Genomic DNA, 17709 nt, shown 5'->3' on the forward strand with positions numbered 1-17709 from the left:
TAATTTTATCATTTAATTGTATTTGTCAAATCTTATGCCATTAGAATATTTTGATAAAATTGGTTCTACTAACGATTTTGTCAGAGAAAATATAAAGCAATATTCAACTAATTTCCACGGTGTATTTTCTTTTAATCAAACGAAAGGAAGAGGCGTTAATGGCCATCAATGGATGTTCGAACCCGGTAAAAATATTGCTCTGACATTTTGTCTTACCACCCCTTCCATTCCTAATAATTTTCTTAGTTTTTGGGTAGCTATTCGGGTATGTTTATTCATAAAAAAAATAACAAAAACTGATGCCTTAATTAAATGGCCTAATGATATTTTAATTAATAAAAAAAAAGTCTGTGGTATTTTAATTGAAAAATCAGGAAACACGTTTATTGTAGGAATTGGCATCAATGTTCTTCAAAAAGAATTCACGGGAATTCCTCATGCTTCATCCTTACTTTCTTTTTCTTCTCAAAATTATAATTTAACGGATCTAGTACATGGTTTAATGAAAGATTTTGAAAATAATTTCCATTTACTTGATGATCCCTTGTATCTTCTTTCCAATTATAATGAATATCTGTTTGGTAAAGGAAAAGTACTGGCTTTTAAAATAGGCGGATCCATTAAAAACGGAATTATTCAAAAAGTTGAAGAAGACGGACTTTTAGAGGTTAGAATTGAAAATAAGGGGATTATGAAATTTAGAATCAAAGAAATCGAATTTTTATATTAAATTATTTAAATTTTGTTTAATACTTGTGAATAATAAATTATTTCAAATAGTTATAATACTTTTTTTTTAATTATATTTACATAAATTTAAAAATAAAGTAAAAACTAAGTGGAAGATTTTTTTGACAATGAGCTGGTAAATATGTTCGAAGAAATGTTGGAAGAAAATAAATCCGTTTATTTTGAAGCGGATGAGTTTTGCGAAATTATTTCTTTCTACTTGGAGATTTATGATTTTGAATATGCTATTAAAGCTCTTGATATTGCATTTTCTCTATACCCAAACAATATTGATATTAAAATTAAACAGCTCGAATATTTTGTTAAAATCGAAGATTTACATAATGCTTTCGATTTAATCGAAGAATTAAAGGAATTATGTTTTGCTGATACTGATTACTTAATTGCTACTGCAAAATATTGGTCTTTGCGTAATTTTCCTTATAAATCTATTGATTTCTATAAGGCGGCATTAAAAAATGAAGAAGATGAAGATTATATTTATAATTGTTTAGGCCATGAATATCTTGAAATTAAGGAGCCCACGTTTGCTTTAAATTCATTTAAAAAAGCATTAGAATATAACAAAAACGATGAGTATTCCTTATTTTCTTGCATACATTGTTACGATATTTTACATCAGCATAGAGAATGTATAACTTTTTTAAATCAATATATTGATGTAAATCCTTATTCCGATGAAGCTTGGTTTCAATTGGGATTACAATACTTAAATCAGAATTGGTATGATAAAGCTTTATTTGCTTTTGATTATACAGTTATAATTAACCCTAAGAGCATTGCCGGATATACTCAAAAAGCCTTTTGCTATGAAAAATTAAACCAATGGGAAAAAGCGATAAGTGTTTATAACGAGTCTTTAGATTTTGACGATACGGCTGCTTTTACTCTTTTTAAGATTGGACAGGCTTATAATAAGCTTCGTAAACCTATACAAGCGCTTACCTCTTTTCAAAAAGCAGTAAAAGAAGATCCTCAATTTGATAAAGCTTGGTATGAAATCTCTGACATCTATGATTCATTAGGTAATAATGAAGAAGCTCTTCACTACATAAAAAAAGCTCTGGATATAGAATCTAAAGAGGTTAATTATTGGAAAAAATATGCTTACCTCAACATTCAGCTTGGAAAATATGAAGAAGCTTCTGATTCGTTTGAAATAATTATTGAGCTTGAACCCAATCATTTTTATAATTGGTTGGCTTTTTCTGAATTACTCATCAGTTTGGGGGATTATAGTAAGGCCGCATTACTATTGCATAAAAGTTTTAAGAATTTTCATAGAGCAGAACTCTACTATCAACTAAGCAACTGCTATTTCTTATTGAAGAATTATGAAAAGAGTGAAAAATTTTTAAAAATGGCACTAAAATTGAATCCTTCCATTAAACAAGAAATGCAGGAAAAATACTCAATTTTACTTAGGGATAACACAATTAAATATAAAAATCCCGGCATTATTTAAAACCTATTTATTAATAAAAACCATAAAGAATAATTGATAATATTCAATGAACATTGTAGCCCATCAATTGCTATCGTATCAAATTCCTGATATACAATTAGGTAATGTGTTGGGTGAAGTTGTTCGGGGTAAAGATTATCAAAATTATCCTCAATCTATAGCTACCGGCATTCTTTTACATCGGCATATCGATTCATTTACGGATTCTCATCCTATTGTTAAAGAAACAACTAGTATTTTCCATAAATCGTATGGAAAATTTGCCCCTATAATCACCGATGTTATCTATGATTATTTCTTAATAAAAAATTGGCATCTTTTTTATGAAGAGGATTTTGAGCATTTCAAAAATTCATGTTATGATTTGGTTCAAAGTACGGAACTTTTGTTTCCAAAAAAATTAGATACCATTTTAAAATCTTTAATTGAAGATGATTGGTTTGAAAAATACAGTACTTATGAAGGTATTGAATGGACGCTGCATCATCTAACCAAAAAATCCAAATTTAATCAAAGCATTGCTGATATGGGTAATTCAATTAAGGAGATATATTTACAAGAAAAAAAAATTGAAAGGCATTTTCTTGATTTTTTCCCTCAACTTCAATCTTATTGTAAAAAATTTATTATAAAGTTAATGCCGGAATACGAAGTTTTAATTTTGCAAAACCATACTCATCGTTTATGAAAACATACATTGTTTTATTTGACGGCGTTTGTAATCTTTGCAATTCTACGGTTCAATTTATTATTAAGAGAGATACTCATAATCAATTTAAATTTTCCTCTTTACAATCCGAATATGGACAAAATTTTTTAAAGGAAAGAAATCTTGATTCTTCCGATTTTAAATCAATAATTTTATATGAACCCGAGGTAGCGTACTATACTAAAAGTACAGCTGCTTTAAAAATTGCTCAGAATCTTGGTTTTCCCTATAATCTCTTATCTGTTTTTCTATTGATTCCTTCTTTTATAAGAGATTGGATTTATTCTTTAGTATCCAAATATCGATATCATTTATTCGGAAAAAAAGATAGCTGCATGGTTCCTACTCCTGAAAATAAAAGAAAATTTATTTAAAATTTCGGATAGATATTTTTAAGATGTCTTACATTAATTTTTATTAAAATTTATATTATACTTTTTCAATTTCATAAACTGAAATTTTAGTTGTAAACAGTCCGTAATTTAGAAATGCGGTTTCTCCTTCAATTTTATCTATGGTAGCAACACTGGAGCTGCCTTTAATTCGAACTCTTTTCCCTTCTTTCATCCATTTTTTTGCTCTATCTGCAGTTGTTCGTACTTCTTCTGCCTTTGTTTCTTCTAATTGCTTTTTTATTTCTTCTTTTTTTAACTCGGTCTTAACTTTGTTTCGTTGCTTCTTAGTTTGAATTTTTTCAACTTCAGTAACTTGTGTTTTTTTATATTTTTCTTGTTCCAGTATTTTAGTAAAGTCTTTTATAATATCTCTTTTTTTCTTACCACTTGAATATGCGTCTATATATTTTTCAAATTTTTGACCCAGTTGATTTAACTTAGTTTCTTCATCATACAACTTCTGAAAATTAATCAGTTTTTGTTTATAATTATTGATCGTATCGGTCAATTGTTTTTTCTTCTCTTCTGAATGATCAATTTGCTTATTTAAATCGCCTTTTAATTTTTCAACTTGATATTTTTCCTGCTGTAAACGTACTATAGTTTTATCTAAATTAACCTTATCTTTTTCAATTTTTTGCTTGGCAATCTGAATAATTTCTTTAGGTATTTTATTTTTTTCTGCCACTTCAAACGTAAATGAACTTCCCACCTGTCCTACTTCCAACTTATATATAGGTTGCAAAGTTTTCTCGTTGAATAACATAGACGCATTTTTGGTATGACTTAATTCTTCTATCTTCAATTTGATATTGGTATAATGAGTCGTAATAATACCGAATGATTTTTTATGATAAAAATATTCCAAAAATGCTTCTGCCAATGCTCCCCCTAATTCAGGATCCGATCCGGTTCCAAATTCATCAATCAATAATAAGGTATGTGCATCGGCTTGTTTAATGATTTGTTGCATTTTCCTTAATCGAGAACTATAAGTACTTAATTGATTTTCAATCGATTGATTATCTCCTATATCGGTAAGTATTTTATTAAAAAATCCTACTTTAGATTTGGGATGCACCGGAATTAAAATACCACTTTGTATCATAAGCTGCAACAATCCAACTGTTTTCAGAGTAATACTTTTACCTCCGGCATTCGGACCTGAAATACATATAATCCGAATGTTTTTGTCCAGGGTTAGTGTCTGTGGAATCGTTGTTTTTTTCTCTTTTTTATTTGTAAGAAAAAGAATTGGATGATAAGCATTGATCAGATGAACTTCCGCTTGATCAGTAATTTCAGGCAATACTGCATCTAATGCTTCCGCATATCGTGCTTTTGCCTGTATTACATCTAATTTATATATATAGTGTTGATATTTTTCTAATAACGGGTAAAATTCAACCATTTGCTGAGTCAGGTTAAAAAGAATTTTTTCTATTTCCTTTTTTTCCTGATTGATTAATTCCATTAATCGTACATTGGGTTGAATCACAGATTCCGGTAGGATAAAACAGATCGAACCGGTTTTAGAAAAACCTAATACTCTGCCTTTGACTGATTTTTTAAAAGACGATTTTACAGCCAACACTCGTTGGTCATCAATAACACTTTCCCTGATTTCATCTAAAACTCCTGTTTGAGAAAAATGGGTTACTGTTTTATCAAAATTTTCCTGTATAGTTTTCCTGATTATCTGGATATGCTCTCTTATATTTTGCAGAGTAACGGTTGCATCATTCTTAACTTCACCAAAACGATTGAATATTTTATTTACCATTAAAATAATCTCTTTGGTATATTCAATATGTGAGAGATTTTTATGTAGAGTAGGAAAATAATCTTTAAATTTTTCAAAATGAACAATTAGTGAATTCACTAATTGAGATAAATTTCTAATTTTATGAAAGGATCTTGCTTCTAACGTAAAATTTTCTATAAGAAGCATTTTTAATTCAGTTTCAATATCATCATATTCCCTGAACGGAATATAATTTTCATTAGAAAAGCTTCCTAAATATTCATTGACACAGTGAAGACTTTCTTTAATTTTTTCTTTTTTAAGAGGTTTGAGCTGAGCAACTAAATCCTTTGACTTTTCTGAATAACAAAAGGGTATTATTTCGTCAATAATCTTCTGAAATTCTAATTCTTTTAACGTATCTTCTGATATCTGCATAGTATCCTTTGTACTGTATATAATACGTATACAAAAATAAGGCTTTTTTCTTCTTCTATATTTACTCTTCGATAAACTTCACTTTGAATTAAACCTAAATTTTGCTTAAATATCGAGTTACAAAGTCATGCCTATATCAATTCCCTTAATTTTTCTGTATAAATCTGTAGCGTAATTATCGGTCATTCCCGATACAAAATCAATAATACCCAAAACTTTTTCATAATCTCCTCTGTCTTCATATAGAAACTGTTTAGGAATGAGTTGAACCGCTCTTTTTTCATATCCTAAACGTTCTTTTTCTGATTTTAAAATTGACGGTATAAAATGATCCAGTAATTCATACATCACATTATATCCTGCATTTTCTATTTCAACTACCGATCGATGATTATATATATGGGTTTTGGAAAATTCTTTGATTGTTTGAATTGCTTTGCATTCCTGCTGAATTAGGTCATATATGGAAGTTTGCAAAGTACCTTTTATAATTTCTTCAAAGTATTTTTTATACAATTCCACTGATCTGGAAATTAATGCACCGATTGATACAGCACGCAGAAAAGAAATACGATCGTTTTTATCTTCAATACTATCCAATTTTTTCTTCACTCTGCTCCATTTATTATTACCGTGTATTTCTTCAATAATTTGCTGCAAAAGTTCTTCATATATTTGAGCATTTATAAATCCTAATCGTTGGGCATCTTCCAAATCAATAATGTTATAGCAAATATCATCGGCAGCCTCTACAATCCAAACAAAGGGATGTCTATGATAACATAAGGGATTTTCTTGTACCAAAATCATAGACGTTTCGTGGGCTATGTCTTTAAACGTGTTTTTTTCGGATTGAAAAAAACCAAATTTTTTTCTTTCTATTACATTTTTATCTTTTGCTATGGATTCACAGGGATATTTAGCAATCGACGCCAAAGTTGAATACGTAAGCATAGCTCCTCCTTCGGACTTACCGTTTTGTTTTTGTGTCAAGATGCGTATGGCATTGGCATTTCCCTCAAAATTTAAAAAATCGCTCCATTCTAATGCTGAAAATTTATCTTTTAATTGAGATGCATTTCGTTGAAAATAACTGGCAATTGCATCTTCTCCGGAATGTCCAAATGCAGGATTACCAATATCATGGCATAAACAAGCTGTTGAAATTACGTTGTAAAGACTATGCCTGTATAATTCTTTATTTTGTTCTGTTAGCTCCGAAGCATAGGCTGTTGCTATAAAGTTTCCAATATCGCTTCCTAGAGATCTGCCCACTGAAGCCACTTCTAATGAATGCGTCAACCGATTATGTACAAAGACACTTCCCGGCAATGGAAAAACTTGTGTTTTATTTTGCAATCTTCTGAAAGAGGTTGAAAATATAACCCGATCAAAATCTCTTTGATACTCACTTCTTGCGTCTGTATGTTTATCCGTAGATTTATATTGTATACCTGTTCTTTTTTCTGAGAACAGTTGGTTTATATTCATCATTCTTTTAATGATAATTAAAAATAAAAATTATTTTATATGTCTAAATATTGGTAGTATGCATTTTACGATACACCTCTTTATTCCAATTTATTTTTATTTTATTTTTTGGATGATTGTATTTTTAACTTAATCCTTCTACTAAGCCATTAACTAAATCTATATGCATGGCAGCAGGATTTTTTGGCAAACCGGGCATACGCATGATATCTCCTGCAATTACTACTATAAATTCCGCGCCTCGGTTTATTACCAAATCCCTAATTTCTAAATCAAAGTCTTTAGTTACTCCGTAAGCCGTAGGATTTGCAGAAAATGAAAATTGAGTTTTTGCGATGCAAACGGGAAATTTACTCATATCGCTATCTTCCAGTTTTTTTATTTTTTGAGAAGCTTGTTTACTAAAACTTACCGATGAAGCTCCGTATATTTTTTTTGCTACTTTTTCAATTTTTACTTTAATAGAATCCTCATCTTTATATACAAATTTCAATTTTTCGGAAGGACTTTTTTCTATCGTTTCTACTACTAATTCTGCCAGGTCTACTGCTCCTTTTCCTCCCTCTGTAAATGCATTATTTATTGCAAAGCCAATCCCTCTTTTTTGACAAAATTCTTTTACTAAAGATATTTCTTTCTCTGTATCATTTGAATATTTATTAAAAGCAACTAATACGGTTTGCCCGTATGATTTAATATTATCTATATGCTTTTCCAAATTTTGAAGCCCTTGAGCGATTCCGTCAACATTTTCCTCCTTTATATGAGATATAGGAACTCCTCCGTGCATTTTCAATCCTTGAGCCGTTGCCACAAGAACTGTGAGTTTAGGTTCTAACCCTGATTTTCTGCACTTTATATCATAAAATTTTTCAGCACCCAAATCAGCACCAAAACCCGCTTCTGTAATTACATATTCTCCATGACTCATAGCCAGTTTTGTTGCCAGTACGGAATTGCACCCATGAGCTATATTGGCAAAAGGGCCTCCATGTACAAAAGCGGCTGTATTTTCAGTGGTTTGTACTAAGTTAGGAAGTAGGGCATCCTTTAATAAAACCGTAATAGCTCCTGCAACACCCAAATCTTTTACAGTAAAAATGCTACCATCTGTTTTATAGCCCAGTAAAATATTTTCAATCCTTCTTCGTAAATCATATATATCCTTTGCCAAGCAGAGTATAGCCATAATTTCCGAAGCAGGGGTTATATCAAATCCCGATTCTTGAATCACGCCGTTAGCATTTCCTCCCAATCCGGAAACTATATTGCGTAGATTTCGATCATTAACATCTAATATTCTCTTCCAAACCACTTCTTTTAATACCTCCGTAGTGCCTCTGTTTTGATAATTATAATTATCTAATAATGCCGTGATCATATTATGAGCTGAGGTAATAGCATGAAAATCTCCTGTAAAATGAAGATTGATATTTTCCATGGGTAGCACTTGTGCATATCCTCCTCCTGCAGCTCCTCCTTTCATGCCAAAACAAGGTCCTAAAGAAGGTTCTCTTAAAGCAACTATTGCTTTCTTACCAATTTTATTGAGCCCTAAAGCCAAACCTATGGATACTGTTGTTTTTCCTATTCCTGCTTTAGTAGGCGTTATGGAAGTTACTAAAATTAAACTGGATTTGTTTATTTTCTCTTTGGATTCCAGCTCAAGGGGAACTTTCGCTATATATTTTCCAAAAGGTATTATTTCCTTTTCAGGAATGTTTATGTTTTCCGCTATTTCGGATATAGGTTTCAGTTTTATGGAACGAGCTATTTCTATATCTGAATGTATTTTTTTATATGTATGTTTACTTTCCATCTGATTAAAATTTAAATACTTAATTCCAAATATATATATTTTATATCAATAATCGTATAATAATAATTTAACATTATAACTTGTTTAACTTAGAACCTAAAATAGCAACAGATCATATGTTCCTAATTAGGAGATTCTAGGCTATAATTTTACATTTAATTTTACATTAAAAAACCTTCCCGTAAGTTTATTAGGCACAGCATAATAAGAAGTTGAATTGACATCTCTGATCCAATCATTACTGACCGTATTTCTGACATCAAAAACATTAAATATTTCTAACCCCAACGATAACTCCTTAAACTTATCCCAAGCGGTACCGATACGAGCTTTATTCTTTTTTTGATCCACAAAAACATAAGTCAAGCCAACATCGGCTCGTTTATAATCCGATAAGGTGGTTTGATAGTTATACGGATCTGAATATAAAGGGGCTCCGTTGGGAAGACCGGATGCATAGACTAAATTTACATTGGCTTTAAATCGAGGATATTTCTTCATATAATCCTGAAAAAATAATCCAATTTTAAATCTCGGATCTGTCGGACGCGGTATATAACCTCTTCCGTCAATATTCTCTTCGGTTTTACCGTAAGAAACCGATAACCACGATTCGGCACCCTCTACAAATTCACCATTCAATCGGGCATCTATTCCATAGGCATACCCTTTGGAATTATTTTCTCCGGTATAAATTATCCTTACATTATCTACAAAATAGGGTATTAAATCATCTAATTTCTTGTAATAAATTTCTGTTGTTAATTTAAATGGATGTTTGTTGAGCATTTTAAACTCAAAGTCATTACCTAAAATAAAATGTATGGAACGTTGCGATTTGATTTTATCATTAAGCGTACCGTCTAACCGTAAAGCTTCTTTATAAAAAGGGGGTTGATAGTAGAAACCCGTAGCAAAACGAAAAAGCATATCTATCTTCCAATCCGGCTTTAAAGCAATTTGTGCTCGGGGACTAACATTGGTTTCACCATTGAAATCCCAATGGGTTGCTCGAACTCCTCCATTAATTAATACACGAGTGGTATTCCACATGAATTTAGTTGAATATTGCAAGTATCCATTAACTCGATTGGATTTTAACTTATTATTAGCTGAGATATGATTTATTAAAATCAAATCGGATTCATCTAAATTTCCCGGCGGTACTAAAGGTCTTGGTATGGCATATCCTGCCGAATCAATAAGCTGCCATTCGTTTTTAAGGTTTCTTATATCTTCATGTTGATATTGAAAACCCGCTTCAAATGCTGAATTTACGTTTAAATTATATTTAGCCTTCAATTGTGTACCTAAAACCAACATATCCAAATTGTTTCTCCCGTGATTTATTTGTCCTCCTGAATTGAAGGAAGGCAAGAAATCGCCTGTATCCTGATCTGCTTCTTGTAACCTATATCCGGCTGAAATATCAAAATATTCCTGTTCTTTAGAATGAAAAGCATATCCATCTAAATTAAAGGCTAGTTTATTTGAAGGTTTAAATTCTAAAGAGACCGTCCCGTTAGCCGTTCTATATTTATCTTTTTCATTTCCATTATAGGCGACATTTAGCTTGATAGGTTGTTGTAAAGTTCCAAATTCTACTTCTCTATTTTTGGGTTCCATTGTATAATCATTGGAAGCATAATTTCCTAAAAATGACAATTTCCATTGAGGAGTCCAGGTATACTGAAGATAACTTTGTACATCAAAATATTGCGGGTTGAAATCCGTATCTCCATCAAAAGTATTTAAAATGAGATCCGTATTTCTATATCTTGCACCTACAATTCCCGAAAATTTATTTTTTTTGTCTGCATACCCAACAGTTGCTCCGCCCCCTAATAAACTTGCTTCCAGACTAGATTCAAATTTTCGAGGTTTCCTGTATTGAATATCCAACACGCTCGACATTTTATCTCCGTATCGAGATTCAAATCCTCCGGCAGAAAAATTAATGGAAGAAACCATTTCCGGATTAATGATGCTCATTCCTTCTTGTTGTCCGCTTCGCACGGTTAAGGGCTTATATATTTCTACTCCATTTATATAGACTAAATTTTCATCGTAATTTCCACCTCTAACTCTATAAAGTGAACTTAACTCACTGGCCGTACTTACAAAAACCGTATTTAAAACTTCTTCTACTCCTCCGGAAAGAGTAGGTGTATTATCAAGATTGTGTACATCAATCTGCTGCATAGTTATATCAGCCGTTTTTTTTCGAGTTCCTTTAAACACAACTTCAGGAATTTCTTTTTCTTTATCGAGCATAAGATTAAAATCCATCTTGATATCTTGATCAGACGTTATAAAAGTTTTTGTATCTGATAAATACCCCTTATGTTCAACGGTTAAAGTTATAGTAGTATGGGAAGGTACTTGTAATCCATAATTTCCATTTCTATCAGATATGGAAAATGGTTCCGGATTTACATAAATCTTAGCTTCGGATATTGGCTTGCCGTGATTATCTTGTATTTTACCTGAAATAGTTATGGTCTGCCCCCATACACTATAGGAGATCGTCCATAAGACTAGAAATGTTAGAATTTTATAATTTTTCAAAGTCGCTCGTATATATCTTTTTATTATTTACTTTATCGGTAACTATTACTTCAACTTGATGCTTACCTGATCGAATTCCTTCTTTTTCTAAGTTAGAAATAAATAGGCTGTTTTGCTTATATTCATATTCAGCAAGTACCCATTTTCCATCGATAAAAACATCATAGGTTTTAACTCCCGATCCTGTGTCTTTAATTTTAAATGATAATTTATTTCCTATTTTTTTTGATTTTGTGAGCATCGGACAGCTAATAGTAGGTATTGATTCATCTAGTGCCAGATAGAATTTTCCAAAATCTTTAGGAGTTGCTTTATATTTTCCGTTTTCATAAGAGGTATCTAAATATTCTTTTTTTATTGGACCGTAATTTGATTCTCTGATAATAACATATTTATCTGCTTTAGATTTATCCAAATTGCTCCAATCGGGTGTTATAGTGATTTCATATTTTTTGTGAATAGGAACTGATGATTGATGCACTTGGTATTGATTACTTCCGATTTTTTTATAATTAAAAGTGAAATCTTCATAAAAAGATCCTTTTTCAAAGTTTACAAACAATCCGTCCTGTTTAAATGAATATGGATTTTTAAAATTTACATTTAAATGTTCATTTCCTGATTTTATTTTTTCCGCATCAACTGTATTTTTATAAGCAATACCATTCATGGTGAAACTTCGTGCGGTAACATTACCGGCATAGTCTCCCACTTCTATTTTAACTTGATACGTTTTACCAGCTTCTACTTTTAAAATTCCTCGATTAACCTTTTGTTCATACATCTGCAAAGAATTACCCGGTAATAAATAAGTGCGATATATCCAACTGTTGTTAGCCAATAATTCGGGATAGTCCACGGAAGCATTAATAGAACGGGTTTCACTAAAAGAATGCTTATCCGCTTGAAATATGGATAGGATCTGACCGTTAACCCAAGTTTTAATAAAATAAACTCCGTTTAAATTTTGAGATCCACTCTGTTGATCGTATGCTTTTACACCGAAACCAATTTCTCCTGATACGGTATAACTTCCACCTTCAGATGCTATAATTTTAGAAGTACTGCCGTTTACCTGTCCTTTTACGGGATAAATCCAGGTGCCTTTTAATAAAGGTTTTATTTGATCTTTAACATCATATCCGAATAAAAACGGATTTAAAATTTCTTCTGTTTTGGTATCTCTAACTTCAAAATGTAAATGAGGTCCCCCGGATCCACCGGTGTTTCCTGAAAGTGCGATAATTTCTCCTTTTTTTATTGGAAGTTCTCCCGGTTTCAAATAAAAATCAACTGTAAAATTTTTATTTTTATATTGTTCTTTACGTGCTCTTTCTTCAATGGCTCCTTTCAATTCGCTTAAATGACCATATACCGTTGTGTATCCATTGGGATGATCTATATAAATTGCTTTACCGTATCCATAGGGTGAAATATTAATTCTAGAAATATAACCATCTTGAGAAGCCAACACAGATAACCCTGTTCTCTGTTGGGTTTTCATATCCAAACCGGAATGAAAATGGTTTTTTCGTAGTTCTCCATAATTAGCAGATAAATAAATAGGGATAGTTAAAGGGGATGCAAAATTTTTAGGATAATTTTGTGAATGGGATAAGAGCGTGAATAGTAGGGCTGCTGTTACTGCTATTTTTTTCATGGGAAATTTTAAATAATCATCTTTATGTATTATGATATAGTAATCTTTCTCAAAAATAAGAATTTCATTTTTATTTAGATTCTTTTAACACTTAATTAAGTTAAATTTTATTTATGGTGTTTAAATTGGTAATGAATATGAATAGTTGTTTGCTTACTAGTTTATTCTGTCTTTAGTGACAAAGTCATTTGTCAGATATTGAATTTCATTCATAGAATAATGAATTCTATAGTAAAATATTATTTACATTCATTATAAATTTAGGATAAAAAAAATCAGGCTTATTCAACTAAATGAACCTATTATCCAGAAGTTATCAAAAAATCTCTCCACCGATTGAATTTAAATTTTGAAATTATTTAAACCTAAAAAAAATTATCCCGTATATTTGAAAAATTATTGCCAATTTACCTCGTATAAATATTTAATACATTTAAATTTTAACAAAACCACTTTTTATGTTAAAAAAAAACATACACACGTTTCTATCATTTATTGTCATTATTTTATTTTATAATACTCTTTTTGCTCAAGAAAAACCATCGTTACCTAAAAGTAACATTTATGAACCGTATCAGGTCCAAATAAAAGGAGAATATGAAGGAGGACGAAAGCAATTACTCAAAATTTTATCTTCTAATCTTGAATATCCTGTTAAAGCCATTAACAACCATATTCAAGGAAAAGTGATTGTGAAATTTGTTATTGAAAAAAACGGCACAATTACTAATTTTGAAATTTTAAAAGATATAGGATACGGATGTGCCGATGAAATTATTCGTGTTTTAAAGAAAACACAAGCCAGATGGAATTCGGCCATATTAAATAAAAAGCATGTTCGGTCTTATTATACTTTACGAGTTAATTTTAAAATACCATCCAATCAATCAAAACCTTATATTCAAGATGCCCATAACTAACAAGCTGATTTCAAAAAGTTATATTGTTTTAATTATTTTTTTCTTTAATTTATCCGTAGCGCAAACGCCTAAAGTATATGCGGAACAAGTGATAAAAAAACTAACTTCTTCCGAATTTTCCGGTCGAGGCTATGTTGAAGACGGAATGAAAAAAACATCGGAAGAAATTGCTGCACAATTTGAAAAAATTGGTTTATCTAAAATTCATAATTCATATTTCCAATCCTTTTCTTATCCAATTAATATCATAGAAAAAAGTTTTGTTTCTGTAAATGGCAAAGAACTGAAATTAGGTTTAGATTATTTGGTTGGTGCCGGTTCGCCATCTTTAAAGGGAACTTTTTCTCCCGTTGTATTTAATACGGGGGTAATTGACAGCTTATTTGAGTGGAATGACCGTTCTTATATTGATAAAGAATTGGAAAAAATAAATACCCGTTCAGTGGTTTTTCCGAATAAAACTTTCCCGGATAACCTGATTTTACAGGAGGAATCGGCTAATCAATTATATCGTGAGATTCCGCAACTTATTTGCAATGAAGTTTGGGATATTTCAATTCCATTGGTAATACAGCAAACTTCATCAAAATTTATACATTCTTTAAGTCCTAAACAGACTAAAACCGTTAATTTATTTATTAATAATCAATCCGTACCTGATACTATCTCATCTATTACTTTAGATATAAAAACCCATTTTGAACCTAATTTTGAAGCTAATAATGTAGTAGGTTATATAAAAGGCAAACGTTCTGACAGCCTTATTGTATTAACTGCTCATTATGATCATCTGGGTAAAATTAATGACGTTATATTTCCCGGTGCAAATGATAATGCCAGTGGTGTTGCTCTGCTACTTTCAATGGCTAAAGTTTTTGAAAAAAATAAACCCAATTTTGATATAGTATTTATTGCTTTTGCCGGAGAAGAGGCTGGATTAAAAGGTTCTCAATATTTTGTGGATCATCCTTTGTTTGATCTAAAGAAAATTAAATTTTTAATAAATTTTGATATGGTAGGTACGGGAGAAGATGGAATTCAAGTTGTAAACGGTAAAGAGTATTATAAGCAATTTACTAAACTTGACAATATAAGTTACATGTACAATTATTTAAAACAGGTTAAAATCAGAGGAAGTGCCTGTAATAGCGATCATTGCCCTTTTTATGAAAAAGGAGTTCCTTCTTTTTATATTTATACTTTAGGGGGAAAAAGCGGATATCATGATATATACGATTCAGAAGTTTCTCTGTATGCCTTCGATAAGTTGGTGGCCCTACTAACTAAATTTATAAATGTATTATAATATATTCATAAAAAAGGCAAGTAAAAATTACTTGCCTTTAACTTTATTTATCATGTAATTTTTATTGAAAACCGATAGCTGATTCCAAAGCTAGAACCATCATCGTATCAAAAGAGGATTGTCTCTCCTGTGCTGATATATTTTCTTTTGTAATGAATGAATCAGAGATGGTCAATAAACAAGCTGCATTCTTACCTAAAACTTGGGCATTATGGAATAGAGCAAAACTCTCCATTTCTACGCAACCGCAACCATGATCTTGAATTAATTTTTTATAATCTGTTCCTCCTTCTACATAAAAAACATCACTGGAATGTATACAAGCTTCATGAATTGAAATGTTCAATTCAATTGCTTTCTTTGCAATAAATACATTTAATTCTTCTGACGGATAGGTTTTATCTTTGTCGTATCCTGACTGAACTTTTGCATAAGAGGATTCACTATATGCGCTATTTCCTAATACTACGTCATATATTTTAATGTCTTCAACATACGAACCTGCTGAACCAATTCGTATAATAGTGTCAACTCCGTACTGAGAGAATAGCTCATAAGAATAGATACCTATACTTGGCATTCCCATACCGGATCCCATAATAGATATTTTTTTTCCTTTATAAAGACCGGTATATCCAAGCATGTTCCTGACAGAATTAAATTGTATTGGATTTTCTAAATATTTATCCACTATATATTTAGCCCTTAATGGATCTCCGGGCATCAATACTGTTTTTGCAATTTCTCCGAATTCTGCCTGAATGTGTGCAGTTGCCATATGATTTAATTTTAGTTTTTTTCGTGAAGTAAAGATAAGAATACTATCTTTACTTGATTAGTTATTTGTTTAATTAAAACTTGAATTATTATTCGTTTAGAACTTAATACAATTTAAAATTCTTTAGCTACTTCATCGATGGATTCTAAAATAATATCACATCCTTTAATAATCTCTTCCGGAGTAATGGTTAATGGAGGCGAAATTCGTAAGAATTCATTTCTGTATAATTGCCAAAAAACGATTAATCCTTTATGCATACATCTTTCAGCAACTTTTAAGCTAAATTCAGGTGATCGCAGTTGCACAGCCAACATTAGACCTCTTCCGTTAATGGAGAGAATTTCCTTATGTTTTAATTTTTCTCTGTATAATTTTTCTTTGCTGTGAACTTGATCCATCAAATCGGTTGTCAATAATTCTTCCATAACCGCACAAGCTGCTGCAGCCGGAATAGGATTACCGCCGAAAGTGGTTACATGGCCTAGTTTAGGATGATCTGCTAAAGTATCCATCATTTCAGCAGAAGCCATAAAGGCTCCTATCGGAATTCCTCCGGCCATACCTTTTCCCATGGCCAAGATGTCGGGAACCAGGTCGTACCACTGAAAAGCAAATAACTTACCTGTTCTGCCAAATCCGGGCTGTATCTCGTCTAATATTAGTAATGCTCCGACTTCTTCACATCTGTTTTTTAATTTTTTCAAATAATTGTTTTCAGGGGTTATAAATCCTGCCGCCCCTTGAATGGTTTCAACTACTACTCCCGCTGTTTTTTCGGTTATTTTAGCTAAATCTTCTTCTTTATTAAAGCGTATAAAATTAATTTGAGGCAATAAAGGCTCAAAAGGCTTTTTATTAGTATCCCTACCTGCTAAACTCAAGGAACCTTGCGAGTTTCCGTGATAAGCATCAATAAACGAAATGATTTCTTGCCTTCCTGTATATCGTTTAGCTAACTTCATGGATGCTTCTATGGCTTCCGTTCCGGAATTGACCAAATAGGTTGTGTGGAGCGGATCCGGTAAATTTTCCGATAACATTTTACATATCTGCACCGGCTTTTCCATGGCATATTCTCCATATACCATTACGTGTAAGTATTTATCCGCCTGATCTTTAATCGCTTGAATAACTTTCGGATGGGAATGACCTAAAGTATTTGCCGAAACTCCCGCTACAAAGTCCAGATATGCCTTGCCATCTTTTCCATATATATAATTTCCTACTGCTTTGTCTACTTCAAAACCTGAGGCATAAAAAGTTGTTTTTGCTTGATATTTAAAAAAATCCTCTTGTAATTTACCCATTTCTCAATGATTTTTACAGGCAAAAATACGGAATATATTGCAGCTTATATATGGTAATTTTTTAATAATTATTTCTTAAAAAATTCTTTTTATTATTGTTATATTGGATTATAATTATATGATAAATATCATAAAGACAATTCAAATTTAGTTTTTTTATACCTTTTTTCATCCAATGTTTTTTTAGATATTTGATTATAGTTTTAAATAAATTATTCTGTATAGGTACTTTATGAAAATATTTAAGATTTATAAATTTAAATTTTTCAACTTAAACAGTATAAACACTAGTTACTTTTCCTTTTGATAAAACTTTATACCAACCTAAAATACATTTGTTTTTACTACTTTTGTGA

The 17709-nt window shown here is 31.1% G+C and carries 13 protein-coding genes; 6 read left to right on the forward strand and 7 right to left on the reverse strand.

Annotation, left to right across the window (positions count from 1 at the left end):
* Window positions 1-34: 34 nt before the first annotated feature.
* The 4 genes from GFU93_RS07020 (at window position 35) to GFU93_RS07035 (ending at window position 3298) form a co-directional block, all read left to right on the forward strand.
* The gene (locus tag GFU93_RS07020; protein ID WP_160543018.1) at window positions 35-730 is read left to right on the forward strand and encodes a biotin--[acetyl-CoA-carboxylase] ligase; all 696 of its coding nucleotides are present in this window, start codon (window positions 35-37) and stop codon (window positions 728-730) included.
* Between the two features lie 108 nt (window positions 731-838).
* Window positions 839-2215 carry a tetratricopeptide repeat protein gene (locus GFU93_RS07025; protein ID WP_160543017.1) on the forward strand — a complete coding sequence of 459 codons (1377 nt, stop codon included), beginning with the start codon at window positions 839-841 and terminating at the stop codon, window positions 2213-2215.
* A 46-nt stretch (window positions 2216-2261) separates the two neighbouring features.
* On the forward strand, window positions 2262-2903 hold the full coding sequence (locus GFU93_RS07030; RefSeq protein ID WP_160543016.1) for an ACP phosphodiesterase: 642 nt from the start codon (window positions 2262-2264) through the stop codon (window positions 2901-2903).
* The gene (locus tag GFU93_RS07035; RefSeq protein WP_160568295.1) at window positions 2900-3298 is read left to right on the forward strand and encodes a thiol-disulfide oxidoreductase DCC family protein; all 399 of its coding nucleotides are present in this window, start codon (window positions 2900-2902) and stop codon (window positions 3296-3298) included. Before GFU93_RS07030 ends, GFU93_RS07035 begins: the two co-directional genes overlap by 4 nt.
* A gap of 55 nt (window positions 3299-3353) precedes the next feature.
* On the opposite strand, the gene GFU93_RS07040 is transcribed toward GFU93_RS07035, so the two are convergent.
* From GFU93_RS07040 to GFU93_RS07060, 5 genes are all read right to left on the reverse strand, one after another.
* Entirely contained in the window at window positions 3354-5501 is a 2148-nt protein-coding gene (locus tag GFU93_RS07040; RefSeq protein ID WP_160568297.1) for a DNA mismatch repair protein MutS, read from the reverse strand.
* A 117-nt stretch (window positions 5502-5618) separates the two neighbouring features.
* The gene (gene dgt, locus GFU93_RS07045) at window positions 5619-6992 is read right to left on the reverse strand and encodes a dGTP triphosphohydrolase (RefSeq protein WP_160568340.1); all 1374 of its coding nucleotides are present in this window, start codon (window positions 6990-6992) and stop codon (window positions 5619-5621) included.
* Window positions 6993-7116: 124 nt separating this feature from the next.
* Window positions 7117-8784 carry a formate--tetrahydrofolate ligase gene (locus tag GFU93_RS07050; RefSeq protein ID WP_160568342.1) on the reverse strand — a complete coding sequence of 556 codons (1668 nt, stop codon included), beginning with the start codon at window positions 8782-8784 and terminating at the stop codon, window positions 7117-7119.
* A 168-nt stretch (window positions 8785-8952) separates the two neighbouring features.
* Window positions 8953-11379: a carboxypeptidase regulatory-like domain-containing protein gene (locus GFU93_RS07055; protein ID WP_185150481.1), complete on the reverse strand. Its 2427-nt coding sequence runs from the start codon at window positions 11377-11379 to the stop codon at window positions 8953-8955.
* Window positions 11366-13039, reverse strand: coding sequence for a M23 family metallopeptidase (locus tag GFU93_RS07060; RefSeq protein ID WP_160568299.1), 1674 nt, complete (start codon window positions 13037-13039; stop codon window positions 11366-11368). The genes GFU93_RS07055 and GFU93_RS07060 overlap by 14 nt, the downstream gene beginning before the upstream one ends.
* Window positions 13040-13497: 458 nt before the next feature.
* Between GFU93_RS07060 and GFU93_RS07065 the strand changes: the two genes are divergently transcribed.
* Window positions 13498-13959: an energy transducer TonB gene (locus tag GFU93_RS07065; protein ID WP_160568301.1), complete on the forward strand. Its 462-nt coding sequence runs from the start codon at window positions 13498-13500 to the stop codon at window positions 13957-13959.
* On the forward strand, window positions 13946-15265 hold the full coding sequence (locus GFU93_RS07070) for a M28 family metallopeptidase (RefSeq protein ID WP_160568303.1): 1320 nt from the start codon (window positions 13946-13948) through the stop codon (window positions 15263-15265). The genes GFU93_RS07065 and GFU93_RS07070 overlap by 14 nt, the downstream gene beginning before the upstream one ends.
* 61 nt (window positions 15266-15326) lie before the next feature.
* Here GFU93_RS07070 and deoD read toward each other — a convergent pair whose 3' ends face one another.
* Entirely contained in the window at window positions 15327-16043 is a 717-nt protein-coding gene (gene deoD, locus GFU93_RS07075; protein ID WP_160543010.1) for a purine-nucleoside phosphorylase, read from the reverse strand.
* Between the two features lie 113 nt (window positions 16044-16156).
* On the reverse strand, window positions 16157-17353 hold the full coding sequence (locus tag GFU93_RS07080; RefSeq protein ID WP_160557828.1) for an aspartate aminotransferase family protein: 1197 nt from the start codon (window positions 17351-17353) through the stop codon (window positions 16157-16159).
* Between the last annotated feature and the right edge of the window lie 356 nt (window positions 17354-17709).

This window comes from Apibacter sp. B3546 (assembly GCF_009827885.1).
Taxonomy (GTDB): Bacteria; Bacteroidota; Bacteroidia; order Flavobacteriales; family Weeksellaceae; genus Apibacter.